Annotated in this window: 26 protein-coding genes and 1 tRNA gene; 8 read left to right on the top strand and 19 right to left on the bottom strand. The window is 51.4% G+C overall.

What is annotated here, in order from left to right; genetic code table 11:
• Position 1: 1 nt before the first annotated feature.
• From NQ519_RS06250 to NQ519_RS06230, 5 genes are all read right to left on the bottom strand, one after another.
• Positions 2-1507: a calcineurin-like phosphoesterase C-terminal domain-containing protein gene (locus NQ519_RS06250; RefSeq protein ID WP_019152022.1), complete on the bottom strand. Its 1506-nt coding sequence runs from the start codon at positions 1505-1507 to the stop codon at positions 2-4.
• A gap of 80 nt (positions 1508-1587) precedes the next feature.
• The gene (locus NQ519_RS06245) at positions 1588-3291 is read right to left on the bottom strand and encodes a RagB/SusD family nutrient uptake outer membrane protein (RefSeq protein WP_026076779.1); all 1704 of its coding nucleotides are present in this window, start codon (positions 3289-3291) and stop codon (positions 1588-1590) included.
• 18 nt (positions 3292-3309) lie between these two features.
• The gene (locus tag NQ519_RS06240) at positions 3310-6297 is read right to left on the bottom strand and encodes a SusC/RagA family TonB-linked outer membrane protein (protein ID WP_026076780.1); all 2988 of its coding nucleotides are present in this window, start codon (positions 6295-6297) and stop codon (positions 3310-3312) included.
• A gap of 39 nt (positions 6298-6336) precedes the next feature.
• Positions 6337-7878, bottom strand: coding sequence for a BACON domain-containing protein (locus NQ519_RS06235; RefSeq protein WP_019152025.1), 1542 nt, complete (start codon positions 7876-7878; stop codon positions 6337-6339).
• A 28-nt stretch (positions 7879-7906) separates the two neighbouring features.
• Positions 7907-8875, bottom strand: a complete 969-nt coding sequence (locus NQ519_RS06230) for a BACON domain-containing protein (RefSeq protein WP_227901006.1) — start codon at positions 8873-8875, stop codon at positions 7907-7909.
• A gap of 770 nt (positions 8876-9645) precedes the next feature.
• On the opposite strand from NQ519_RS06230, the gene NQ519_RS06225 reads away from it, so the two are divergent.
• A complete protein-coding gene (locus NQ519_RS06225) occupies positions 9646-10971 on the top strand; it encodes a site-specific integrase (protein WP_044118786.1) in 1326 nt (441 codons plus the stop codon).
• Between the two features lie 2 nt (positions 10972-10973).
• Positions 10974-12170: a hypothetical protein gene (locus NQ519_RS06220; RefSeq protein ID WP_044118787.1), complete on the top strand. Its 1197-nt coding sequence runs from the start codon at positions 10974-10976 to the stop codon at positions 12168-12170.
• A 23-nt stretch (positions 12171-12193) separates the two neighbouring features.
• Here the strand turns inward: NQ519_RS06220 and NQ519_RS06215 are convergent, their stop codons facing one another.
• The 13 genes from NQ519_RS06215 to NQ519_RS06155 form a co-directional block, all read right to left on the bottom strand.
• The gene (locus tag NQ519_RS06215) at positions 12194-12658 is read right to left on the bottom strand and encodes a terminase small subunit (protein WP_019152029.1); all 465 of its coding nucleotides are present in this window, start codon (positions 12656-12658) and stop codon (positions 12194-12196) included.
• Between the two features lie 4 nt (positions 12659-12662).
• Positions 12663-15725 (bottom strand): phage tail tape measure protein, encoded by a 3063-nt coding sequence (locus NQ519_RS06210; RefSeq protein WP_019152030.1) that lies wholly within the window; start codon positions 15723-15725, stop codon positions 12663-12665.
• Between the two features lie 31 nt (positions 15726-15756).
• A complete protein-coding gene (locus tag NQ519_RS06205) occupies positions 15757-16218 on the bottom strand; it encodes a hypothetical protein (RefSeq protein WP_019152031.1) in 462 nt (153 codons plus the stop codon).
• A gap of 270 nt (positions 16219-16488) precedes the next feature.
• Complete coding sequence (locus NQ519_RS06200; protein WP_019152032.1) at positions 16489-16779, bottom strand: hypothetical protein; 291 nt, start codon at positions 16777-16779, stop codon at positions 16489-16491.
• A 97-nt stretch (positions 16780-16876) separates the two neighbouring features.
• Complete coding sequence (locus NQ519_RS06195) at positions 16877-17887, bottom strand: AAA family ATPase (RefSeq protein WP_019152033.1); 1011 nt, start codon at positions 17885-17887, stop codon at positions 16877-16879.
• A 6-nt stretch (positions 17888-17893) separates the two neighbouring features.
• Entirely contained in the window at positions 17894-18319 is a 426-nt protein-coding gene (locus NQ519_RS06190) for a hypothetical protein (RefSeq protein ID WP_019152034.1), read from the bottom strand.
• On the bottom strand, positions 18306-18776 hold the full coding sequence (locus NQ519_RS06185) for a hypothetical protein (RefSeq protein WP_019152035.1): 471 nt from the start codon (positions 18774-18776) through the stop codon (positions 18306-18308). Before NQ519_RS06185 ends, NQ519_RS06190 begins: the two co-directional genes overlap by 14 nt.
• Positions 18769-19098 (bottom strand): hypothetical protein, encoded by a 330-nt coding sequence (locus NQ519_RS06180; RefSeq protein ID WP_019152036.1) that lies wholly within the window; start codon positions 19096-19098, stop codon positions 18769-18771. The genes NQ519_RS06185 and NQ519_RS06180 overlap by 8 nt, the downstream gene beginning before the upstream one ends.
• Entirely contained in the window at positions 19095-19382 is a 288-nt protein-coding gene (locus NQ519_RS06175) for a helix-turn-helix domain-containing protein (RefSeq protein ID WP_187120524.1), read from the bottom strand. Before NQ519_RS06175 ends, NQ519_RS06180 begins: the two co-directional genes overlap by 4 nt.
• Positions 19383-20249: 867 nt before the next feature.
• Positions 20250-20690, bottom strand: coding sequence for a Panacea domain-containing protein (locus NQ519_RS06170; RefSeq protein ID WP_019152038.1), 441 nt, complete (start codon positions 20688-20690; stop codon positions 20250-20252).
• A 380-nt stretch (positions 20691-21070) separates the two neighbouring features.
• On the bottom strand, positions 21071-21406 hold the full coding sequence (locus NQ519_RS06165; protein WP_019152039.1) for a HigA family addiction module antitoxin: 336 nt from the start codon (positions 21404-21406) through the stop codon (positions 21071-21073).
• A gap of 4 nt (positions 21407-21410) precedes the next feature.
• The gene (locus NQ519_RS06160) at positions 21411-21731 is read right to left on the bottom strand and encodes a type II toxin-antitoxin system RelE/ParE family toxin (RefSeq protein ID WP_019152040.1); all 321 of its coding nucleotides are present in this window, start codon (positions 21729-21731) and stop codon (positions 21411-21413) included.
• Between the two features lie 109 nt (positions 21732-21840).
• Positions 21841-22083 (bottom strand): helix-turn-helix domain-containing protein, encoded by a 243-nt coding sequence (locus NQ519_RS06155; protein ID WP_019152041.1) that lies wholly within the window; start codon positions 22081-22083, stop codon positions 21841-21843.
• A 173-nt stretch (positions 22084-22256) separates the two neighbouring features.
• On the opposite strand from NQ519_RS06155, the gene NQ519_RS06150 reads away from it, so the two are divergent.
• From NQ519_RS06150 to NQ519_RS06125, 6 genes are all read left to right on the top strand, one after another.
• Positions 22257-22496, top strand: coding sequence for a hypothetical protein (locus NQ519_RS06150; RefSeq protein ID WP_019152042.1), 240 nt, complete (start codon positions 22257-22259; stop codon positions 22494-22496).
• Between the two features lie 83 nt (positions 22497-22579).
• Positions 22580-22831, top strand: a complete 252-nt coding sequence (locus NQ519_RS06145; protein WP_026076783.1) for a hypothetical protein — start codon at positions 22580-22582, stop codon at positions 22829-22831.
• 60 nt (positions 22832-22891) lie between these two features.
• Positions 22892-23107, top strand: coding sequence for a hypothetical protein (locus tag NQ519_RS06140; RefSeq protein WP_019152044.1), 216 nt, complete (start codon positions 22892-22894; stop codon positions 23105-23107).
• The gene (locus NQ519_RS06135; RefSeq protein ID WP_019152045.1) at positions 23104-23283 is read left to right on the top strand and encodes a hypothetical protein; all 180 of its coding nucleotides are present in this window, start codon (positions 23104-23106) and stop codon (positions 23281-23283) included. The genes NQ519_RS06140 and NQ519_RS06135 overlap by 4 nt, the downstream gene beginning before the upstream one ends.
• A 4-nt stretch (positions 23284-23287) precedes the next feature.
• Positions 23288-23548, top strand: a complete 261-nt coding sequence (locus NQ519_RS06130; protein ID WP_147513244.1) for a hypothetical protein — start codon at positions 23288-23290, stop codon at positions 23546-23548.
• 31 nt (positions 23549-23579) lie between these two features.
• Positions 23580-23816 (top strand): hypothetical protein, encoded by a 237-nt coding sequence (locus NQ519_RS06125; RefSeq protein WP_019152046.1) that lies wholly within the window; start codon positions 23580-23582, stop codon positions 23814-23816.
• A gap of 266 nt (positions 23817-24082) precedes the next feature.
• Here the strand turns inward: NQ519_RS06125 and NQ519_RS06120 are convergent.
• Positions 24083-24168: transfer RNA gene (locus NQ519_RS06120), tRNA-Leu, on the bottom strand.
• Between the last annotated feature and the right edge of the window lie 118 nt (positions 24169-24286).

Raw genomic sequence — 24286 nt, 5'->3', positions numbered from 1 at the left:
TCTATTCGTTCCGGATACTCTCGGTATAGACGTTTCCGTAGGGGTCGGACGCCTTTACCGTGACTTCGCTCCATGTCGCGGACGACGGTTCGTAATAGAACATGTGGTCGTTGTTCGTCTCCGGTTCGGCCGTCGGGCGGTGCTCGGGTTTGGTGTCGCCGTACATGAAGTCGTAGGCCCGGCGGTCCATTTCGTATTTCAGGTTCGATCCGGAGGGCAGGGTCGTCCAGGCGGCATCGTCCTCCCGGACCTCGACCGTCCAGGTGGAGTGCCAGTTGAAGATGTTGAAGATCAGCCCGCCGCGGTATTGCTCGGACACCGCCTGCCCGGGACCGTAGAGGTACATCTGGTACTCCTTGGGATAGGCCGTACCCTTATAATACCAGTTTGCGATCCGGTTGCCCTCGATCTCGTAGACCGCATAGCCGCGGGGGCTGCCGTCGTTGCACAGCTCCTCGCCGTTCCAGTAGGCGCCCATCACGGCGCCGAGCGTGTTCTCCTCGATGGTTTCGGAGATCGTCGTGGTGTAGTTGTTGTGCGAGTGTCCCGAAAGGATGCGGACATTGTATCCGTCGAGCAGGGCGTAGAGCTCCCGGTAGTTGGCGATGTGGCTCGTGGGGCGGTTGCGGCGCGAGGTGGCGATATGCACTCCTATGATGATGAGTTTGTCTTTGGGCACGTGTTTCAGGTCCTGTTCCAGCCATGCCATCTGCGCCTCGGTGATTTCGGCGGTGTAGTTGGAAGAGCCGGTGTAGAGCACGTCGTCGAGCACGACGAAGTGGCAGTCGCCGATGTTGTACGAATAATAGGTGGGGCCGAACGCCGCACGGAAACTGTGGTCGGCCTCCGTGTCCATGCCGATGGCCTTGTCGTGGTCGTGGTTGCCGATCACCTGGAAGACGGGTACGCCGATCTTCCGGATCTGCTCCTTGTAGACGCTGTGGAAGGGCATGTTGTCCCACACCAGGTCGCCCAGCGAAATGCCGTAGACCGGTTTGTCCAGCTGCTGTACGTAGGGCACCAGCAGGGGCAGCACCTCTTTTTCGAGCATCACGACCTCGTCGTCGCGGCCGATCTGCACGTCGGCCAGCGCCAGCAGGGTGAACCGCTCCTTTTTGCCGGTGCGTTCGAGCGTGAAACTGCGCTGCACAACGTCGTTGTCGCCCAGGGCAATTTTCTTATAGATCTTCGGCATGCCGTTCTCCACCGGGATCTCGCAGTCGGCGGGCACCGAGACGAACACGAACGGAGTGCTCTTCTTCACGCGCATCTGGTAGACCCCCTGCGCATCGGTGGTCGTTACGGTGAAGCCGTCGCTCACGACCGCGCCTTCGATCGGATTCTTGCCGTCGGTCACGCGGCCCACGAGGTTCATGCCGGGTTCGGGGGCGATGTCAACCTTTTCGTAAAGGCCGCCGAGTATTTGGGCGCCTTCGTCTTCGGAGCAGGCCGTGAACCCTCCGGCGAGCAGGACTATCAGCAGGTATTTGAACAGGTGTTTGATCATTGTTCGGTTTTTTTGTTTGGTTTATGAAAAGGCCGGATTTCTCCCCGGACACCCTCGGGCATCCGGGGAAAAGCGGCGTTCTACTCTTCGGCCGTACCTCCGTACCCCGGATTCTGCTTGATCAGGTTGTTGGCCGATATGGCCGAGTTGGGAATCGGGAAGCGGTTCATGTTCTTGTCATTCGAGGGGGTGTGGTCCCACCACGACTCGGAGGTGAACGCGCCCCAGCGGATCAGATCGGTGCGGCGGCGTCCCTCTCCGAGGAACTCGATCATCCATTCGTCGAGCATGCGGTACTCGTCGAGATTGTCCGCGGTCACGGGATCAGGGTCGTTGCGGTTCTCGAAGTTGCGCGCACGCACTTGATTGATCAGCTCGGCGGCCTCTTTCTTGTGCCCGGCGCGCAGTTCGCATTCGGCCAGCATGTAATAGATCTCCGACAGGCGGATGACCGGGCAGTCGGGATTCCAGCGCAGCTGCTTGTCCGCAAGGTTGGGCTGCGGGGATTTCACCAGACGGATGCCCGAATTCTCCTCGCCGTCGGCCATCGTCGAAGTCAGTTCGGCCACCGAGCCGTATTTGCTGCCCACCTCCGAGAAGCGGGCCACCTGATCCACCATATTGATAACTTTGCCGCTGTACTCTTTCTGTCCCAGGCACACTTTGGTCGGATCGTCGAAGTTGACCTGCTTGCCGACGAGGAACATGCCCTCGTATCGCTTGTTGCCGAGATAGCGGTAGGGCTTCTTGCGCAGGTCCTTGTCGTTGAACTTGCGGTAGGGGCTGCCCAGCTTCCACTGGGTGTAGTAGCTCCCCTGCGGGTTGAGCGAAGGCGTCAGGATGAAGCCGTTGTAACCGGCGGTTTCGATGTCGAAATAGACATAGGACGAATAGTGGTAGAAATACTTGAAATACCAGCTCCACTCGACCTTCGAGTTCTCCGACGGAACGTTCCAGATCGCCTCGTGCGAAGAGTCGTTGTCGAACGTGTGGGGGCCGTACCACGTGCCGTCCAGTTCGTAGACGCCGTAAAGGCCGCCGATGATGTCGCGGCAGATCTGCGCGCATTCGTCGAAGTGCTCCTCGCCGATGTACGCTTCGGCGTTGAAATAGAGCTGGGCCAACATCGCCGCCGCGGCAGCCTGCTTGATGTAGCCGTCCTCCGGGGCTCCGAGCGAGGATTTCTTCGCCAGGGCGGGGATGGCGTTTTTGAGCAGCGTTTCGACGTGCCGGTAGGTTTCGAGCGCCGTATTGCGGGGGCGCAGACCGTCGTTCACCGAATGGTAAATCGGCATCCCTCCGAAATAGTCGAGACCTTTCATGTAGAAGTAGGCCGTGATGGCGTTCAGCTGGTTGATGTGGTCGGCCTTGACGGCGTCGCTGAGCCCGATGGCGTTGTAATCGACGCCTTCCAGATCGGCTTTGGCCTCCAGAGCCCGCGAAATGCCGCCCGTCGTGCCGTCGTAGGTGTTCACGACGAAACGGTCGTCGGGCGACCAGGTGTGGTAGTGCAGGCGGTAGTACTCTCCGCCGTTGTACCAGTCCGCGCCGCGTTTGGGACAGGTCATTTCGTCGGTCGTCAGTTCCTGGAGGTACCAGCGGTCGGCGCCGATGTACCACTTCCAATGGGTGAAGGGGCGGCACAGCACGGCATAGGTGCTCTCGGGCGAGGTGAAGAACGTGTCGGGGGTCACCTCCGAATAGAACTTCTCGTTGAGATCGCAGGAAGGCGCGGAGAGTGCGGCCGCTCCGGCCAATACGGCTGCTATATGTTTGAATTTCATATTCATCTCTGATTTTGTTTAGAACGTTAATTGCACGCCGAGCGTGAAACGGGTCGTCTGCGGATACATCGACGCCGTGTTTTTCACATACTCGAAACCGGGGTTCAGGCCGTTGATGTCTACCTCGGGGTTGATGCCGTTGTAATCGGTGAATACGGCCACGTCGCGGATCGTCAGGTAGATTTTGGCCGACTGGATGTAGCGCGTCCACCTTTTCAGGTCGAGCGTGTAGCCGAGGTTGATGGCGTCGATTTTGAGGAAGGAGGCGTCGTCGATCCAGTAGTCGCAGAGGATCTTTTCGTCCTTGATGTTGCGGTTGCGCGTATAGGCCGACTTGAGGACGTTGAGCTGCGAATCGTTGGCCAGTCCGTAGTACATGTTGACCTGGCTGAACACGTCGTAGTCGAGCCAGCTGCGCAGGAAGACCGACAGGTCCCAGTTCTTGTAGCGGAACGTGTGGTCCCACGAAAGGATCACTTTCGGAATGGCGTTGCCCACGAAGTGCTTGTTTTCGGCGACGAGATTCGACTTGGTGCCGTCCACGGCAGGCACGATCTCGTTGTTCTTGTCGTAGATCAGCCATTTGCCGTCCTCGTCGAGCCCGGCATACTTGTAGACGAAGAACTGGCCGATCTCGACGCCGTTTTGCAGGCGCACGGCCGTGCCCGGGTTGCCCGGCGAGGGGAAGGTTACCTGGTCGAGGAAGTAGCCGTCGTCGCCCAGACGCTTGATTTTGCTCTTGTTATGCGACAGGCGCAGGCTGGACGTATAGCGGAAATCCTTGCTGCGGACGATGTCGCCGCCCAATTCGAATTCCCAGCCCTTGTTTTCCAGACTGCCGATGTTCTTCATCACCGTATCGTGCACCATCGGGGGCATCGGGGCGTTGACTTCGTAGAGCATGTCATCGACCTTGCGGTGGTAGATGTCGAACTTGCCCCACAGCCGGTCGTCGAACAGCGAGAAGTCCAGACCGAAGTTCAGCTCCGATTTCTCCTCCCATTTGAGGTCGGGGTTGACGTTGCGGACCGAACCGTAGCCGGGCTGCCAGATGCCGTTGGTCGGCCACATGTCGTTGGCCTTGTACATGCGGGTCGTGTAACCGTTTCCGAAGCCGTTGTTGCCCGTGACGCCGTAGCCCAGGCGGACTTTGAGGTCGTTGACCCACCTCACGTCGCGCAGGAACGCTTCGTTCGAGATGCGCCAGCCTCCGGAAAGGGCCCAGAAGTTACCCCAGCGGTTGTTCGCGCCGAATTTCGAGGAACCCTCGCGGCGGAAGCTCGCGCTCACCATGTAGCGGTCCCTGTACGAATAGTTGGCGCGGCCGAACAGCGAGAGCAGCCGTTCGCGCGGGTCCTTGCCCGAGTCCATCGAGGCGCGCCCTTCCGAGAGGTACGAACCCACGCCCATATCCCACGGACCGACGCCATCGACTGGGAAGTCGTAGTTCGACATGCTGAAATCCTCGCCGCCGGCCTGCCAGAAGCTGTAACCGGCAACCGCGTCGAGCGTATGGTCCTCGCGGAAAACCTTGTGGTAGTTGGCATAGGCTTCGATCGAGACCCGGTTGTCCTTGCTGAACTTGTGCGACGCTTCGCCGCGGCGGCTGTTGTCGATCGACTCCTTGTGGTCGTGCGAAACGTAGGTGTACTGCTGGTACTGGCGTTTGTCGATACCCACGGTACCCTGCAACGAAAGACCTTTCATCAGGTTGATTTTCACGGTCGCATCGGCCAGCAGCCACTGGTCCTTGCCGTTGTTCGTGCGCAGCATGATGTCGGCCACGGGGTTGAAGCTCGTTCCCGAGATGCCGTTGCCGACGATGTTGTAGTTCGACGGATTGACGGGGTCGCGGAGCGGAATGGTCGGGTTGAGCCCGAAAGCCATCTTGAAGATGCCCGACGAGTTGCGGTTGTCGCGCTCGGCCTCGCGGAACTGGGCGTTGGTGCGGATCTCGACCACTCCGTCGAAAAGGTTGAACTTGGCGTTGACGCGGCCCGAGTAGTCCTTGCGGTTGTCGCCGATGACGATGCCTTTCTGGTTCTGCGCCATGAAGGAGGTGTAGACCTGCGCCACGTTCGATCCGCCCGAAATGCTCACCGAATGGCGCTGCGAAAACGGAAGCTCGTTGGTAAGCTCCTTGTACCAGTCGGTGTCGTGGCCGTAGTCCTCGCCGAGTCCGTACTCGACGTACTCGCTTGATGAGAGCAGGTCGGGGGTCTTGCGGATGGCCTCGACCGAGAATTCGCCCGTATAACGCGCCGTTACGCGGCCCTGCCGGGCCTGTTTGGTCGTGACGAGGATCACACCGCCGGCGGCGCGCGTGCCGTAGATGGCGCCTGCCGAGGCGTCTTTGAGCACGTCTACCGACTCGATGTCCTCCTGATTGAGCGCGCGCATGTCGCCGCCGGGGATGCCGTCGATGATCACGAGCGGACCTTTGCTGGCGTTGACCGAAGCCACGCCGCGCAGCTGGAAGTCGTTGCTGCTGTTGGGGCTGGCGCTGCCCGAAATGGTCAGGCCGGGAATCTTGCCCTGAAGCGCCGTGGCGATGGTCGAGCCGCCCATGCCGGCCACCAGATCGTCGCCCTTGATCGAGGAGATGGACGAAGTCACCGACTTCTTCTCCATCGTGCCGTAGCCGATCACGACGACATCTTTCAGCATCTGGCTGTCTTCCTCCAGAACGATGTCGAGCACCGACTGCGCGCCGACCTTGACGGTCTGCTCCACATAGCCGATGTAGGAGATTTTCAGTTCGCCTCCGGCGGGAACCCCGATCGTGAAACGACCGTCGGCCCCCGTCGTCGCACCTGTCGTCGTGCCGACCACCACGACCGTGGCGCCGATGAGCGGTTCTCCGGCCTTATCGGTCACCTTGCCGCTCACCTGATTGCGGTTCTGGGCCTGCGCCAGCGACGCGGCCGCCGTCAGCACCAGGCAGAATACGAAACGCAAGAAATACCCTGCATGGGATTTTCCCCTGTCTGCAAATCTGTTTTTCATATCTGTGTTCTTGTTTTTCATTGATTAGTCTCCGCAGGGTCATTCGGCTGCGATCTTCGTCATTTTGATGTCGTCGAGGAACCAGCGGAAGTAGCCGGATACTTTCTGCTGGGTGGAGCGGATGGCAATCCGGGTTTCGCCCGTAATGCGGTAAAGTTTCATGCTCACGGGCGTCCACACATACCGGCCTTCGGGAGTTATCGGGTCGCTCAGTTTCGCTTCGCCTTCACCGATGGTGCCCGGACCCGAAACGATCTCGACGGAAACGGTGACTTCATCGGGTATCTTGCTGCCACCGATATTGGGACAAATCTCGAACGTAAGTTCCACGTCTGTGCAATAGCCCTCTGCCACGGCATCGAGAGCCGGCAGGATCACTCCGGTCTGGTTGCCGCTTCGTCCCATTTTCAGGTAGTCGGAGGCCAGGTACATGCATTCTCCAGCCGGATTATAATCCTCGAGTCCCGATTTCACGAACGCAGCGTTGCCCTCTTTCCGATCCTCGGCCGTGCCGTAGATGGGCAGGGTGCTGGTTTTGGCTCCGTCGCTGCCGACCTGGTCGTCCTTGTTGAACGGCTTGCACCATTCGAACGTTTCATCGTAATAGACATGCCCGATCTCCTTTCCGTCGTCCTCGAACAGATTGTCCTTGGCGTTCTGGCTGACATGTACGGTTTCTTCGAGTCCGGTCAGCGCGGTGACGATCTTCACTTCGCCGCTGCGGGGAGCGCCCGTGGCGTTCTCGCCGACGGTGAGCGTCACCTCGGTTTCGCCCGCATCGCCCGAAGCGGGGCTGAGCGTCAGCCAGCCGTCGGCCGTCGAGGTCCATGCTTCGGCGGCGGTGACCGTGAAGGTCAGCGGCGTGCGATCCTCGTCGGCGAAGCCGAACTTGTTGACCTTGAACGAGGCGGCGGAGACTTTCAGTCCTTCGAGGTTCTGGGTCACGGTGACGGTCGCCTTCTTCGACCCGGCGGTCACGACGAAAGTTCCGGTACGCACGGCGCCGGTCGTATTCGGGGCGATCGTCAGCTCTACGTCCTCTTCGCCGGCTTTGCCCGAGGTTTTCGAGGGAGTGATCCATCCGCTGTCCCCGGAGGTCTCGATCGTCCAGTCGCTGTTCGCGGAGATATAGACCGAGGCTTTCTCGCCCGTTTCCAGCAGGCCGGACCTGACGACGGTGAGTTTGCCCGGGGAGACCATCAGGGCGTCGATTTTGAGTTTCTGGGTGACAGCGACCGTTCGCCGCGAACCGCCGCCCTCGAATATGACATAGCCTTCGCGGTCTTTGCCCGTGTCGTTTTCGTCGATCGCAAGGAAGATGCGCGTACGGCCGCGGTCTCCCTCCGTGTGGGTCGGATGTATCCACTCCTCGACGTAGGTCGCCTGCCACGCATGGTTCGACCCGAGGTCGAAATTGACCGTTTCGCCGTTGGCCGTCAAACCGTTGTATTCCACTTCGATCTCCTGTTTGGAAACCGTGATGAACGCATCGGGATCGTCGTCGTCGCAGGCCGTGAAGAGGGGGCCCGACAGCAGCAACAGGGCGGACGACGCCCGGATTATCATGTATTTGAAATCCATTGTTATTCTGATTTTGAGTTGATTGCGGTTAGTTGCGCGGAGCTTTCACGATCTTCACGTTGTCGAGATACCAGCGGAAATAGCCTTTTTCGCCGGCGGTCACACCGGGATTCCCCTGCTGCGTCGAGCGGATGGCGATACGGGTCGCAGCAGTCACGCCGTAGAGTTTCACGCTCATCGGCGTCCATTTCCAGGTCTGGTCGGGTTTCATGGCCTCGCTTTCGCGGTCGGAATTGCCGTTGACCGTGCCCGGCCCCTCGACGATCTCGACCGTGACGGTCACCGCGTCGGCCTTGCCGGAGCCGCCGATATTCGGGCAGGTCTCGAACGTGAGTTCGACGTTGGAGGCTTTCTTGCGGCCGATTTTCAGGGCCGGCAGAATGATTCCGGTCTGTTTGTCGGTCGCTCCCATCTTGAAGTATCCGGCGCAGGCATACATCGTTTTGCCCACGGGGTTGTAATCTTGGAGCCCGGCTTCGCCGAATTTTTGCAGCGCGTCGCCGGTGCTATAAATGTTTTTCGCACCGTCCTGCGAACCGAGCCCTACGCAGTCGGCGCCGCCGTACACGGCGATCCAGTCGAAATTCTCCGAATAATAGGTGTATCCCACGGGATTTCCGTCGTCGGGATCGGGATCGAGCGTCTGCGTGACGGTGACCCGCTCGGAGAGTTTTCCGCTCGTGACGGTGAGATGTCCGGTGCGTTCGCCGGCGGTTTCATTGGGCTTCGCTTCGAGCGTTACGGAAACGCGTCCTTTTCCGGTCGGTTTATCGACATCGAGCCATTCGGCGTCGGACGTGATGACATACCCCCGGTTTGCAAGTACGTCGAACGAGGCTTTCGAACCGGTGTTCAGCATTCCGGTCTGAATCAACTCCACATCGACCTTGCTTACGACGAGCCGGTGTGCGGCGTCTTCCGCTTTGTCCTCGATGCAGGAGGGAAGCAGACACACGCAGCCCGATAGGAGCAGCAGGTGTAAAAAGGTTCTCTTCATAGGAATAGGGTTTAGGTATATATTAAAAAAATTACGAATCGAAATCTCCGTATGGGGATGAGACAAAATTACCTATTTCCTTGGGGGGGGGAAATACCCTGTTCCGAAAATATAGAGCCGAGTTATTTACAAATATTTGATAATAAATATTTTGTATATGAACAGTTCCGGATGTTATATAGATTCTCAGGGCCTTCGGACTGCTGGAAAATACCTTTTTTCCGGTTTTTGCCGACCCGGAATTTTCCGGTTTGCCGGAATTTTTCGGGTTTTATGGATTTCGCATCGAAATATTGGGGGCGAATGACAGGACGTTTTCCGGCTTGCGGATCGTTCGCGTATCGGGCGGACGACTGCTGAACAAGGGGCGGCACGTATGCGCACGGATTTGAAAACGGTCGCGGGCGACCGCATGCCCCCCCCCTTGACAAATTTGTCGAAATGCGCTTGTTGCGGTCGCATGCGGATACTCGCTTGCCTGCCATAGGGGAGGGCGATGCTGTCGCAGCACAATGGCAAATGAAAAATCGCAGCCGATTATCAATCAGCTGCGATTTTATTTCCGTGTGCCCAGGACAATATTCGAAAATTGCAATTTTATACCTTTTGTAAATACATTGATATTTAGTTGTTTGTGGGTATATTGCAAAGATAATCAATATATTGTAATTGTCGATAAAATTGTGTAATATTGCAAAAGATTTCATTGTGTGGTGCAAGTGTGGTGCAAATTTTCTAACTTGCACCACGGAATTAACAGATTTTGTAATATGGCATCGGTTACGGCTTTTATACGGGTATCAAGAAAACGAATAGATCGGGCAAATGTTCGCTTTCGGTTACGGGACGGTCGAAATATTCAATTATTTCACGCTTCCGAATTGGAGGTTAACCCATCCGATTGGGATGCTACCCGACAGGAGATTAAGGCAAAGGTTCTTTATGATGCGGAAAAACGGGCCTTGTTCAACAAGGCGGTGGCCGACCGTAAGAATATGATGTTAGAGATATATAATGCCGCACCCAGTACAGAGACTTTGACATCCGATTGGCTGGACCAAGAGATTGACAAACACCTGCATCCTGAGAAATATATCATCGAGGAACATTGGCAAACCTTTTTCGAGGCTTACGAAGAGTTTATCGAGAAGCGCAAGTTGTCCGATTGGCGGGTGCGGGCTATTCAGGTCGTAATCCGAGCGTTGAGGCGGTATGAATTGTATGCCCGCCGGACGATGGATAGTCGGTTTGCGCTCGATTTTGATACCGTGACGCCGTTGGTGTTACGGGACATCGAGGAGTTCCTTCGCAATGAATACACCTTCTGCGACCAATACCCCGAAATCTACGAGGCCGTTCCCGAAAGCCGGAAACCTCAGCCAAGAGGGCAGAATACGATCAATGGAATACTGACTAAACTGCGTACTTTCTTCATTTGGGCGAATGACGTAGGCAAAACGACTAATAACCCTTTTCGGAATTATCCCGTGGAGGAGTGTATATACGGGACACCATACTATATTACGATTGACGAGCGTAACAAGATTTATCATACCAATCTTACCAGGCATCCGCAGCTCGCAATTCAGCGGGATGTATTCGTTTTTCAATGTCTGATAGGTTGCCGTGTGGGCGATCTTTATAAGTTGACCCGAGATAATTTGATAAATGGAGCGGTTGAGTATATTCCCCGCAAAACAAAGGACGGCCACCCGGTGACGGTACGTGTACCTCTTAACTCGATAGCACGTGAAATATTGGACCGTTACGCAGATTATGCCGGCTCGTCGCTTTTTCCACTTATGGCCGAACAGCAATATAACAAAGCGATTAAACGGATTTTTCTCGCTGCGGGGTTGAAACGTAAAGTAACGATCCTGAATCCTCTGACCCGAGAGGCGGAACAGCGCCCGATTTGGGAGGTGGCCTCGTCGCACCTCGCTCGTCGAGCATTCGTTGGAAATCTTTACAAGCAGGTGAAAGACCCGAACCTGGTAGGGGCATTGTCCGGCCACAAGGAGGGTAGCCGGGCATTTGCCCGTTATCGGGACATCGACGATGAAATGAAAAACGAACTGGTTAAAATGTTGGAGTAAATATGAATGATGTGGTATTTTATAATATGTGGGGACGGGAGCGGTATCAAGATTATATAAATCTCCCTTTCAAATACAAAGAGGAACACGAGTGGGTGACTGATTTTCAGAAAAATAATGCCTATTTTTTGGATCATATCAACGAATATGCATCTGGGCCGCAAAAAGCGGATTATGCACTGACTGGATTTCTGGACTGGTATGTAAAAAAACGGGCCGCTAATGATGGGGATGCTGAGTATAAAAGAGAGTATTATGCTGATTGGCTGAATCATACGATTTTTATCTGCGACCATAAGCCTGGCTATGAGTGGGTAGTGGATTGGTGTCGTAGGTATTTGACAACCATGAATATAACAAAAGACGGCAATAGCGTGTTAACCGAAACCAAAATGTGGAATAACGGTAGGACGGGGACATTTCATGCATTTCCGCAGGATGGCGGATATTATGCTTATTTTCTCGATACAATGAACCCAGGATCGTGGCTTGCAGTAGAGAATCGAATTGCTTCAGGCTTGATTGCTTATGCTATTAATTATTTGGAGCTTAATGAATGTAATATTTATACCGAGACTCTATACTCGAGTTATTATGACGAGCAAAAGCGAATTTATGAGCAGGGACATTTTCAGAATGACATCGACGATGGGACATTTGCTATTTATCTGTATAAGCAAGAAAAAAGCCTATATGATCAGAATGTGATCGGAGAGTTTTTATCGGAGGTGGACCGTAAAGAGGTAAAAATGATTTTTGATCATTTCGTTGTACAATATTGCCAGCAATCCGATAGCAAAATCGGAAATATTATCTCTTCAATCGAGGAACATGCACACTTCTCTGTGCAATGGAGTTATGAGCAGGCTAATCGTATATTGGAAGCCTTGCAAAATGAAGGTTTTATTTCTACAAATACAACGATTGAGGTGTTCTATTATAGGATGACCGGACGTGGGAAAGCCTCAGACAATAAGATTGAGTGGGTGAAAAGGGGAAAGAGACGAAAAAAGGACATAAGTAAAAGTGGTTTATTAGATTTCGTTTATTTGGCGCAAGGAAAAGAATGTGATGCGCCGACCCGAATATTCCCCCGTATATTTCAGATTAATAAACTATGTGATACTACCTATACCCGATTTAAGGCGGATGTGGGTAGTGAATATCGAATTGAGTTAGAGGGAATAATGAAATCATAATCTACTTGTTACGGGATCGGGCGTCATTCCTTCACTGTCATTTTGCCTATGGACTGGATGATCTTGGCAGCTTCGGGATCGAGGACCACGGAAATAGGCTGTGTTGCGGCCGTTATCGCCTTGCCGTTGGTCGTCACATCCTGACGGTCGGCAAGATGAAGGACACGGGCAACGATTCCTGAATCGTACTGCCCACATAATGCGCCCTCCAACTGGTCCGCCTCAATAGCCACTCGCACGTGCGTAAGGAGGTCGCAAAACTCATCTTCGTATCGGCGGAATGTGTCTTTGCTGATCTTTGCAAATTGGCAGAATCCCACTAATGTCAGGGGACGCTGTGTTGGAACCGCAATTATTTCCCCTGCTGAAGCCTTGTTGCTGTATCTTGGATTCGCTTTCACCCATTCGACATACTCTTCGAACTTGGCTTCAAGAGCTTCGGGGGTATATGCACGAGGGCGGCCCACTTTCTTATTAGGGGTATTCATGTTATTATTCGTATTTTTTTCGACCTAATTTTCCGAGGCTGTTTTGAACCTTGACCCGCTTCTGCCCTTTGTTGATGTCAACCACCGAAACAATGGGCGCCGGCATATTCATCAGGGCCCGTTCCATCATGCGCTCCATCCCCTTCATTCCGTCGTTGCGCTGGGGAAGATTCGATACTTGGATGGCGTTTCCGCCGCTTGCCACGTTCATGGCCGAGAGCATTGCGCCCCAGTCGTTGACAGCCTGGGCGGTCATCACAGCTTCGCCGTTGGATAACATTGCGGGGATGCTGTCCGAAGTTCCGGTGCCCGGGCCCGTGACAAGGCCGCCTTCCGAGAAGAACGAAGGGATGGCTTGTGCAAGCGTTGTCGCCGATGCGATTGCCGCCTGCGCTGTTATAATTCCTTTCTGTGTTGCAAACCATATAGGTCCCGCAATAGGTCCGAGTTGGAATGATGCAACCATCGCTTCCATTGTTGCTTTTTGAGCGTCGATGATGATTTGCGCCACGGCCAATGCCTGCTCTGCAATGGCGAATGCCTCAAGATCATCGCCCAACGCCCCGAATAAACCTCTTAGACTCCCAACTAACGAGGAGGCGGCCGCCAGTTCGTCCAGTTGCACTTTTATTGCCTGATTTTGCGAGGCGATAGACAGGTCGGTCGTTTTCTTAATTGCATCTTGCACATTGTTTTCTGCATCCAGTCGGGCCATCTCATAGGCTTGAATAGAACCGTATTGCGCACTCCATTGCTCCTCATCCATTTGTGAAATAGCGTCATATTTACTTTGAGCAATACGCAATTCTTCATTTGCAACGGCCTGCTGCGCTTTAATCCGTGCATCCTTGTCGTCCCCGATCAATCCTGCATAGTTCCTGTTTTTTACTTGCGCAAGAGATAGTTTGTCCATCTCTTCCTGGACTTTGATCCGCATCTTGATCCTGTTCTCCGCATTGCGGGCTTCTTCCTCGAACTCCTTATCGCTCCAACGCTGGCGGATTTCGGATTCCTCCTTATACCTGCGTTCCTCCATATTCAGGATCAGCTGGTTTATAGCCTCCCGGGATTCCGCAGTCAGCGTTTTGTCGTATTTGAGTTTGTTTTCCAGCTCTTGGCGTTCCCACGAAAAGCGAAGCCGGGAAAGTTCCAGGTCTTTTTCAAGGCTCGCTTGTCTAAGTTCAAGAATGGATTTTGATAATTGCTTCTCTAAATCGAGCTGTGTCTTGGCGGCTTGCTGGCGTGCTTTCAACTCTTTTTCAGTTATCGTAGTGATTTTCTCACCATTATCTTCTGTCTGTGCCGCTAAACCTTCTTGTTCTTTTTTGAGTTTCTGCACATTGTCGAGAGCTTCATTTCCAGCAGCGATAAATGCCTTATACATCGTTTCGGTAATATCAAATTCGGATTTACCAAAAAGACCTCCGCTTCCGGCATAGCGTTTCCGGGCCTCTTCATATTGATCGCCCCAATATTTCAACCCGATTTGAATATTCCGATTCAGCGCATCTTCTCCTTCGGCAGAATATACATTCATAAATTCATCGAGGAAAAGATTTTTTTGTTTGTTCTTTTGGGCATCCGGATTTAGCAAATTGCTGATCCCCTCTATCCCATTCGTCAGTATATCAATAACGGACTTAATCGTGCCTTTGCTATTGTAAAATGACAGCACAAGTCCTTCCCAGGCGCTTTGCAATAGTTTGATTGATCCCTCAACAGTATTTAATCGTTCTTCGGCAATGCTTTTAGCTGCTCCATCTACATCTTGCAACGCATCATGTAATTCCTTCACATCATCAGCACCATTTAAGAAAGTATTAAATGCCGCAACGCTCCGTTTATCGGTTAGTTCAAGTGTTCCGGCGAGGTCAATGCCCCGTGCACGTAGCTTTTTTAATCCGTCGATCAACTCCGGCAATGACTTAACCGGACCGTTGAGAGACTTCGCCAGTTTGCCATTAATATCAGCAAGATTTAATAAAATATTTCTGGTTGCTGTCGCTGCACTGGAAGCATCGAATCCACTATTTGCCAATGACCCGAGAAGGGCCGTTACATCACGCACGGAGAATCCGAACGTCTTGGCAACAGGACCAACGATTGATAACGCCGTATTCAAGTATTCAAACGAAAGGGCCGATTTATTAGTAGACAAAGCGAGGACATCTAAGGCATCTTCGGTTTGATGGGCACTCAATCCAAAAATTCGCAAAGTCGCACCGGCCAATTTTGCGGCATCCGAAAGTTTTGCACCTACGGCTGTTGCGAAATTCAAAATCGGTTGTTGCATCGCCTGAATGGATTTCGGACCGAATCCCAATTTTGCCAATTCAGTTTGCAACTGTGTAACTTGTGAGGCCGTGTATTCAGTTGTCCGCCCCAGTTCAAGTGCTGATTCTCGTAGTTTATCCATCTCCTCGTTAGTAGCACCCAAGATGGTACCGAGATTAGCATTGGCCTGCTCGAAATCTTTAATCGTGTTAAAGCTATTCCGAAAGAGGCTAAACGCCGAGCGAATAGCCATCCACGCCGCCCCGATCTTAACAAACGCTTTCTGAATGCCTCCGGCGTAATTACCGACGCCGATATGATAATTACGGAGTGCATTTTCCTGCCTGCCGATCTCGGCCGTTGTTTTCTGAATCTGCCGCACGATTTCTTTCCCCCGGACTCCTCCTCGCTCTGCGGCGCTCAAATTATTGTATTCCGCAGTCAAAGACTTTACGGACGACCGCAGTTGATTCAGGGAACCGACCTTCTCCTTATCTTGGCGGATATTGGATTGAAGTTCACGAGTGTACGCTTTAATATCCGATTTGTATTTAATTACAGCCTGATCGTTTTTGATTATCTCGTTCTTGGTCTTAATCATCATCCGATCAAACTGGTCTTGCGAGATAGCTCCGGATTTGAGCTGCTGGCGATACTCATTCAGGTCCTCTTTCAGATATTTGGTTTCGGTATTGAGTGCCTTTATAGCATTCTGCGCCTCTCGCATTTTGTCGATAAGTTCCGAATTTTTGAACTCTATCGTTATGATCTTATGTATTTCATTCTGTGCCATATATCCTCATATGGATTAAATAATTAACAATCTATTTTATACTAACCCAGCGCTCCGTGTCATGGGTTATTCCCCGCCTATGCTCGTCCGGTAGGAGCGGCTGAGAGGCGGATATACGCCCCCATCTACCGCCCAAAAAATAAGGACCTTTCGATTTGGAGACCTCAAAACCACATAACCGTCCGTCATGCCCGAACAGTTTCAAAACCGTCGCATTGTCGGTCGTAATGCTGGCCCCCTTCGCCGGAACCGATATTTGCCGGATGGCATTGATCTGACCGTCTCGATTTCTCTGATATATAACAGCGACCAAACGCTGCGGGACACGCCCCGCCAAAGACGCAAGACGGCCCAAGAAGCCATCGCCGGGGCAATCCACGTATTGCAATGATACGATGTATTTCCCCAAACGAATCTGCCAGTCGTCAGACCCTCCGGCGGCGATTTGATTCAGGATGCAACACTCCGTGTAGATTTTGGTTTCTTCTTTCATAACATTTTAATATTTAATAGTTTATCTTTTATTGCGAACCTCTGTCTGCGTTCGTACTCCTCGCACTTACGGCGGGTACGCTCCAGCAACTCTACAAGTTCTTTCTTATTCAATCCTATTGTCAGCGTGCTGTCGTCCCGCTGGCCACCCCTTCGTTTTTCTTTCGGTCTTGCTCTGCTCACTTCCCCGTTTTTTTTCGTACTTTTGGCTTGTCGAGAACCAAAGTGCGGGGGAACAGTTTACGGCCCTTGCTTTCGAGGATAGGCGGGTTTATACCCGCCCATCCTGTTTGTGGGCCACCCTCGCAAACCCCAACAGAGCCTCTGCGATCTCTATCACCTTGTCCGGCGTGAAAGTAACGACCGCTTCGGGAGTGCCCTCATCACCGAAGTATTTAACACACAAATACACCTCTGACGGATTAGGTTTGCGATTTACGGTCACTTCGGCAACTCCGACCGTAAGGGTTGCACCGTCATGCTTGAATGATTTGCACGGCACAAATGCCGTCTTTTTCTTGGGCTGTGTTATAATCTTTTTCTGTTTTATTATTGGTTTCATACCGTTTTGGGGCGGGTGGGGTTGCAAGGTTGCACCCCTATATAGGGGATGCAACCTGCAACCCGCCTCCCACAAGGCTGTAACGGAACATAAATATTTAGAAAGGTTCATCGTGCAACTCGGGTTGTGAAACCTCAGTTTGCGACCCCGGAAGATAATAACCGCCAGCTTGATTCTTCACGATTGTCCCGGCTTTGACTGCACGGGAAATCTTCGACTTAGCACTTCCTTCTTTGAGGTCAACCGCTTCCATTAGCATTTCAATCAACTCTGAGTGCGCATAAACCTTTCCTGCCTCCATGATCTCAGCAAAAACATTCTCTTTAGGCTGAGGTGCTGGAATGCCACATAACTCCGGAAGCCCGGAAGCGTTGATCTGAAATGCAAACTCTGTGAATGGTTCATTGCGACAGTACTGCGGACTGACTACCGAGGTATCACCATCTGCTTTTACCAGCATCACTGTTTCCGATTTACGCAGCAATGCAGAGCCGAGGTGCCCTCGGGCTTTCTCTCCGCCTGGATTGCTATGAAGCACACAAAGTATGTGGTTATCATACTCGCTACTCCAGCGCATCAACTCACAAGTCAGGGCCTCCGATTCGTGCAGGTCGTTCGGATCGTTGCAAAGGTCCGCCACGCCGTCGAGAATCAGCAGATCGGGTTTATACCGGCGAAGGATTTCACCTGTGGCCTCCCGGCGTTGATCTGGCGTCAGCTCCCGCAAAGCTGCCACGACGAGCTTATCGTGGTTGTGGTCGGTCGGCAAGCCGATGCTTCGTAGAATCCGCCTGGCAACCTTATGCACGTGTGCCCGGGCCTGTTCGGTATCGATATAGACTACCTTGCCCGTGGCCGGGGTATCAAACCCCAGAAAGTCGGACGAAGAAAGAAATCCCGAAGCCACGGCAGCGGTCAAAAAGGTCTTCCGGCTTTTGGCCAAGCCTACCACGGTCGATACATTGCCCCGAGAAGCAATTAGATTGCCCCAAATTCGCACGATCGGTTGCGGATCGGGGAGTTGTTCCGACAGGTCGATAACAAGAGCAGAAATGTCAATTTTCGACGATCCCGGCTCACCCATGATAACATCGTCTACGAATCCCATAATCAGCTACACTTTGAAGTTATCCAATCCTTCGAGAATATGCCGGAAGGTAAGCCGGGCGACGGCCTTATCGCTTCGAATACAGCGGCCGATCTCCAGCAATTCATAGAGACCCGTTTGCGGATCATCGAGTTTGGTACTATACACCAGGTCGGCCAGGTCCACCCGTTCAATCTCGGGGTGATTAGTGAGGCGCATTCCGACAATCAGGACATCAGCACGATTTTCGACATATAGGGCCTTATACAACGTATCTCGCAGTAAAATCAATAACTGATTATCGACCTTGCTATCGTTCAGGTCCACGCAATTTTCCAGAGCGGCGATCTGCTCTCTCAATTTATTGACAACATAGGGCTTTGCATCCGTCCGCCGACGGTAGCGAGCCAACTCTTGCTGTTTAGACAGTTTGATCGTTTCAAGATTTTCCATAGCAATCCCGATTGAATTTTTCGCTGTACCACTCGACGAAAGTTGTGAAATCTTTGGCAACGAAATATAGGCCACCTGCCCGCTCAATAGATGCCTGATAACGGCGTTGTGCCTCGCTTTGGTGGTCGAGGCCGATCTTCACCTCAATTTTGACGCTCCGGCCTGCAATTGTAGCCGAAATATCGGCACTTCCTTTCGTGGTATTCGATTTGCGCCATACGATCCGACCACCTCTTTGTTCAGGCATCCCTATCGTGGCGACTCTTTCAGCCTGGCCGCCATTGTAGCGAATGTAATCCACAATACATTTCGTCAAGCCGTTCGCCGTATTATCCCGATAGGACTGTGGCGGGATGGCATACTCGGGAAAATTCGGATGATCTCGGCGGAAATGGTCGAGGGCCATCCGTTCGAGTTCCCTGACCGCTTGCGGCTTCCGATAGTGGGGCTTATTCATGGTCGGCGGCCTCCTGTCCACTGAAGAGGTTATAATCCGTATTGATCCGTTCCAACCGATAGACGACTCTACGATCCCGCAAGGGATAAGTTCGAACCACATAACCGTCTGCCTTCCGTCGCACTTCGGTCATCCACCGCCGGGCATCATTACCGCCAATCATCACGTTTAGGCCCATAGCCGTAACCTGCATTCCTCCTTTGAGCATTTCGAGGGCGATAGCCTTGCGAGCTTTTTGCGTGTCGGCTTGGATGGGTTCCGAATTATAATTATCTTTGTACGTACTTATTAGGGCGGCTACGGCCGCTTTTCTTGTTTTCATTGTGCGGCCCTCCCGTTTAAGATTCTACGAATATCCGACATCTTGTAGCGACGCTTACCGCCGATCTCGGCAGGGACAAGATAACCTCGCTTACGCCACCGCCATAGCGAACTGGGATCTACATCCAACATTTCGCATACTTGCTTGATAGATAGATACCTCTCGCCTCTGTCCTCGGCGATCTGCGCCTCCAACTCTTTTTTTGTGTCGGCGATTACCTCTTGATGGAACCGCCTCAAATCTTCCAATGTGATGGCTACGGTAATATTGGCTCCGTTTTCCATCATTGACGTTATATTTGTCATAGCGTCTGTTAGGGTGCTCCTTCACACCCGGTTAAGTTAATAAATAGGGCCTGCCAGCTTGCGCCAACAGACCCTTTGATTTTGTTATTTCGGTTTTGTCCGTGGCTTGCTACTTCACAAGCATCTGCGACAAAGGTGTTAATCTTCGGCACATTGTGCAAGAAAAAACACGAATTATTGCATCGGTTCTGTATGTTTTTTCTTGCTTGATATTGCAAACATACTTAAACTATTTTGGTTCAGAAATATGTGTGATATGTGTTTTTCACATTAAACACACTCACACATAGCCAAGAGGCGGTCGAGTTACATTTTTGCAATAATAAAGCCGCCTCGATAAAGTACCCCCCCCCTCCTCCTTAACGGCTATTTCTCTGCTGTTGGCTTTGAACGCAGATAGCCACCTCAAAGGGTGGCTATCTGTTTATTCATGATCATAAATATCTCCAAAGTTGGCTTCAATAAAAAGAACTCTAAAAATGCGGTCTATTTGGAGCCCTATAAATGGATGATTATCTCCCGTTGCTCTAAAAACGTGCAATTTTCTTACGTCTGGAGTTATACATGCCGGTAGTTGGGGCTTGATCTGATCAACGGATATAGACTCCATTCCAAATCCATGACGAGGGGCGGTTCTAATCTCTGGCCAACCTAATTGTGATATTTTTTGGAGTCTAATTAAAAACTCGAAGAAGAATTTATGGTCCCTACAAGTTGAAATAGATGTTTCGCTTAGGTATTTGAAACAAAATAAAGGGTAGTTCTCTTTGTAAATATGATTTAGCGATATGCTAATTGATTCATCTTGAGGGGGAATGATCTTCCTCCTGTTGTTTTTAGACATAATTACGCCAAGCGAGTATGAAAAAATTCGCCTAATTTTTCTTTGGTTATAATGTGTCCTTTACCTGTCGGCGTGCTTTGCCAAGGCATTTCATTGTGGGTGAAATTCATCAAACCAATCGCTGAGTAGTTTCCATAAATGCGAAGCACTTCATTAAATAAACTTTCTTCTTCTGCTTCTAAAGTAATGGGTTTTTCATTAGGCATGATTCCTTTATTTCCGTTCTCTTGGTAATATTCATATACCGCAGGAACCACAGGACCATACATCCAGGCTTCAATGTCTTCGTTAAACAAAGGACGATTAAAAACTGCTATATGAAATCCTTGCACGTAGTATAGCAATTTTTGGAGTTTCATATTGGAAAAAAGTTCCCCTTCGTCATTTGCAGCTGCGCCATATGCCAAAATTTTATTGGCAATAGATAATACAGGGTAGGCCATAATGATAGTGTATTTTATTGCGCAAATATATCGTGTTGAATTATAGGATGCAAATATCGTGATAATTTTATTTTGATCTTTTGGAATTTAACCCATTTTATAGACGAATAAGATATGTTTATTATTGCTAAATATTTGAATTATTTTCAATACGGATGTGGTAAGCTCATATTTCGTATATCTTGTTTTGGATAGGTTGTAATTCCATAGTTTTCTGTCTATATACCTTGGGTTGCAGGTTGCATCCCCTATATAGGGGTGCAACCTTGCAACCCCGGATAGAAATATATGTAATGCGCTGGCGTCTCCGTTACTATTCTCCCTTCTCCACTTTGATAAGTTTACCGCAACAGTTATTCTGTCGGGCTTTCGCCCGACCTTTACAGTACCGCAACCGCTTTGCGTATCTGATCCAGCACCGCCGACAGTCCGGTGTCTCGGCGGGCGGTCTGCATATTGTAGTCAGATTGTAAGCCTATCCACAAATTGGCTGTTATCCCCGTTGCCGCCTCGATTTTCAATGCTGTATCGGTCGTGATCGGTCGGTGCCCGTTGATAATCTCGTTAAAGGCCGTGTAAGGCATCCCGATGATACCGGCAAATTTCCGTTGCGATATGCCCCGTGCCTGTAATTCGTCTTTGAGCATTTCTCCGGGGTGGATCGGTTCGGCGCATATCAATTCATGCGGTGCGTAAATTTTCTTTGTCGTTTCCATATCGCTACTGCTTGTAATGGTTGCTAATATCCAACAATCGGCATACGGTTATTATCTGTTCGTTCATTACCTCCCTTACGGTAAATTCAAGGCGGTATTTGCGATTGATCCGAACCGATGATATACCGGCCTTATCACCTTGCAGAACCTCGTAATTTAACGAGTTGATCCGGTATAACTCCTCAACGTTTGCAGACCGTTTCAACAGCATGATACACTTGTAATATCCTCGTATCACCTCGGGCTGGTAGCGGTGCTTCTTGTCGCCCGTGCGTCCCTGCTCGAACAGTTCCCGCAAATACTCTTTGTCAAACTCTATAAACATCGTGCCGTATTGTTTTCAATGGCAAATATAACGCTTTATTTAGAAATATCCACAAAAAAAGTGAATATTTTGTAAAGCGAGCCCCAGCCCAACGGCAAGCAGTCGGAGGCTATTCCCGTTCCTTTACCTCCAGTACCGTCCCGCATTTCGGGCAGGTGATTGTGTTTGTTGGTTGAGGGGCGAAAAGCTCGGGAACCGATACACCGAGAGCGGCGGCTATCTGTTCGATGCGTTCAAGTGTTGGATTACCCGAAAGCGACTTAGATAACGCACCCTCGCTAATGCCGATTTTTACCGCAAGTTCTTTTGCGGTCATTCCTTTACGCCTTAATAAATCCTTAAGTTGTAACATAGTTGCAATATATTAAAAGTTTCTCCAAGTGCAAATATAGGACAAAATATCCATAAAACGCAATTTTGGTAAAAATAATCGCAGTTTACGTAAACTTTTATGCTCTTTTATTTGGTCGTTAATTTTATTATACGTAAATTTGTGTCGTGATAATTGAAATAAACGTAAAGACCATGAAAGCAACCTACAACAAATCGAAGATCATGCGCAACGCCTGGTATCTGAAACGTGCCAACGCTTCGATGACCTTTTCGGCCTGCCTGCGCAAGGCTTGGCGTAACGAGAAGCTGGCGGTCATGACGGCGATAATCGAGAACCGCCCGATGGAGGAATCGAAGGTTGCGGAATGGCATCCGCTGGCAAATGTTCCGGCCGACTACTACGGCAACAGCAGAACGTATTACGGAGACTAACGATAACCGGGGGCGTACCGCCCCTCAACACCTATTACGGAAATTGAAAAATAGCGAGATTCTCGCAAAACCTCGATAAAACAATGAATGAACAATTAACCCGGTCCGACATTCGGACAATGGCCCGCAAGGCGGCCGATTACATCACCTTCAACTGCGACGGCGTAAGCGAAGGTTTCGAAATTACCCACAAGGGGTACACGGTATTCGTTGACTATTCGGCCCGGTTGTGCAACGACGAGCTGAGCGAATTTACAGAAGTCCCCGCCGTATGGGACCAGTCGGGCCGGGAGTGTCCGGAGATCGCCGATGCCTTGCAATTGATGTTGAACTAACCAATTAAAACTATAAAATCATGACTATCGAAGATTTGAAAAAACGTAAAATTAAGTCCGATGACCGCCGGATACCTGGCTATCTATATCAAATTATCGGACCTCTGCGGCGAGGCGGCGGAAGTTACCGAAATGGATTACGGCGGCTCGGCGGTCAATGAGGTGAACAGTGAATTTGACAGCGCATTAGGCAAAGCGCAAGACGAGGTAATGAAGTTGGCGGTGATGTCCATGACGGAAAATTTATGTACGTTGTCCAACAATACCGAACTATGATCTACGAACTGACATACGGCGGCTATCGGTTGGGGACATTCCCTACCGAGGCCGAGGCCGTCCGCCGGGCGGGGTATCTTCCGAAGGGGCGCTATACCGTCCGGGAATGGGAAAGAAACGGCGAATTTTCGACGTTCGACCCTTCGACGAACAAACACTATGACTTCAACAACTGACACTATGAAAAAGCAGGTATATGTATCCAAGCGCAGCGACCTGTCGCTGATCGGATCGGCTTTCGAGGCCGCAGGCTTCCGCTGTGTCCGCATCCGAACCGAATGCGAGGTAGAGCACCGAACCAAAGGCGGCGATTCACGCCGGCACGGGATGCTGGTTCTCGACGGCGATCGGGTGATTCTCGAAATCATCCGAAGCAAAAACACATTCGAGGGGCGCAGGTATCGCCGAGCAAGCCCACCCATAAGCCGAAAGGATTGTTAATGAAACTCACCCGATAAACAACTATTGCGTTATGAATATAGATCAAATTTTACGACGGGGCGATAAGATGGCGGCGGAAACAGCAGCAGTAATACGCCGAGGGGAAGAGCTTGTCGCCAAATTGGAAAGCGGAGATGTAAAACCGGAGGACCCGCAGGTAAAAGAAATATTGTTCCAACTTAAAGAGCGTGTGAGGATCAACGCCGATTTTAATACCGAGCTACGGCAGTTGGCCGAGGAGCACGAGAAAATAACAACCGAGCATTAAGGCTTCGTTATACCACTACTTGCCCCAGCCGTCAATCCGGGCGGCTGGGTTTGCTGTTGCTGGCCCTGCTGGCCTTTTGGATGTACAACGGTATCATCGGCTCAAAATTGCGCTTAGTAGGGTTGAACGAGATCGACGAACGGAATTTTGCGTTGGTTGCCGGGGTGTGGAATCTGATGTTAATATTATGAGTGGTGCAAATGTGGTGCAAAATAGAAATGAAAAATCGCAACCGATTGATAATCAGCTGCGATTTTATTTCCGTGTGCCCAGGACAAGACTCGAACTTGCACGAACGTAATTGTTCACTACCCCCTCAAAGTAGCGTGTCTACCAATTTCACCACCTGGGCATTGCATCCCCGAAGCAACTTTCGGGAGTGCAAATATAGACACTATTTTGCGATTCGCAAAATTTTTGCGCGAAAAACGTCAAAATTTACGAAACGCCTGCGGCGGCGCTCCTGCACG

This window comes from Alistipes senegalensis JC50 (assembly GCF_025145645.1).
GTDB lineage: Bacteria > Bacteroidota > Bacteroidia > Bacteroidales > Rikenellaceae > Alistipes > Alistipes senegalensis.
This window is presented reverse-complemented; position numbering and strand designations above follow the sequence as displayed.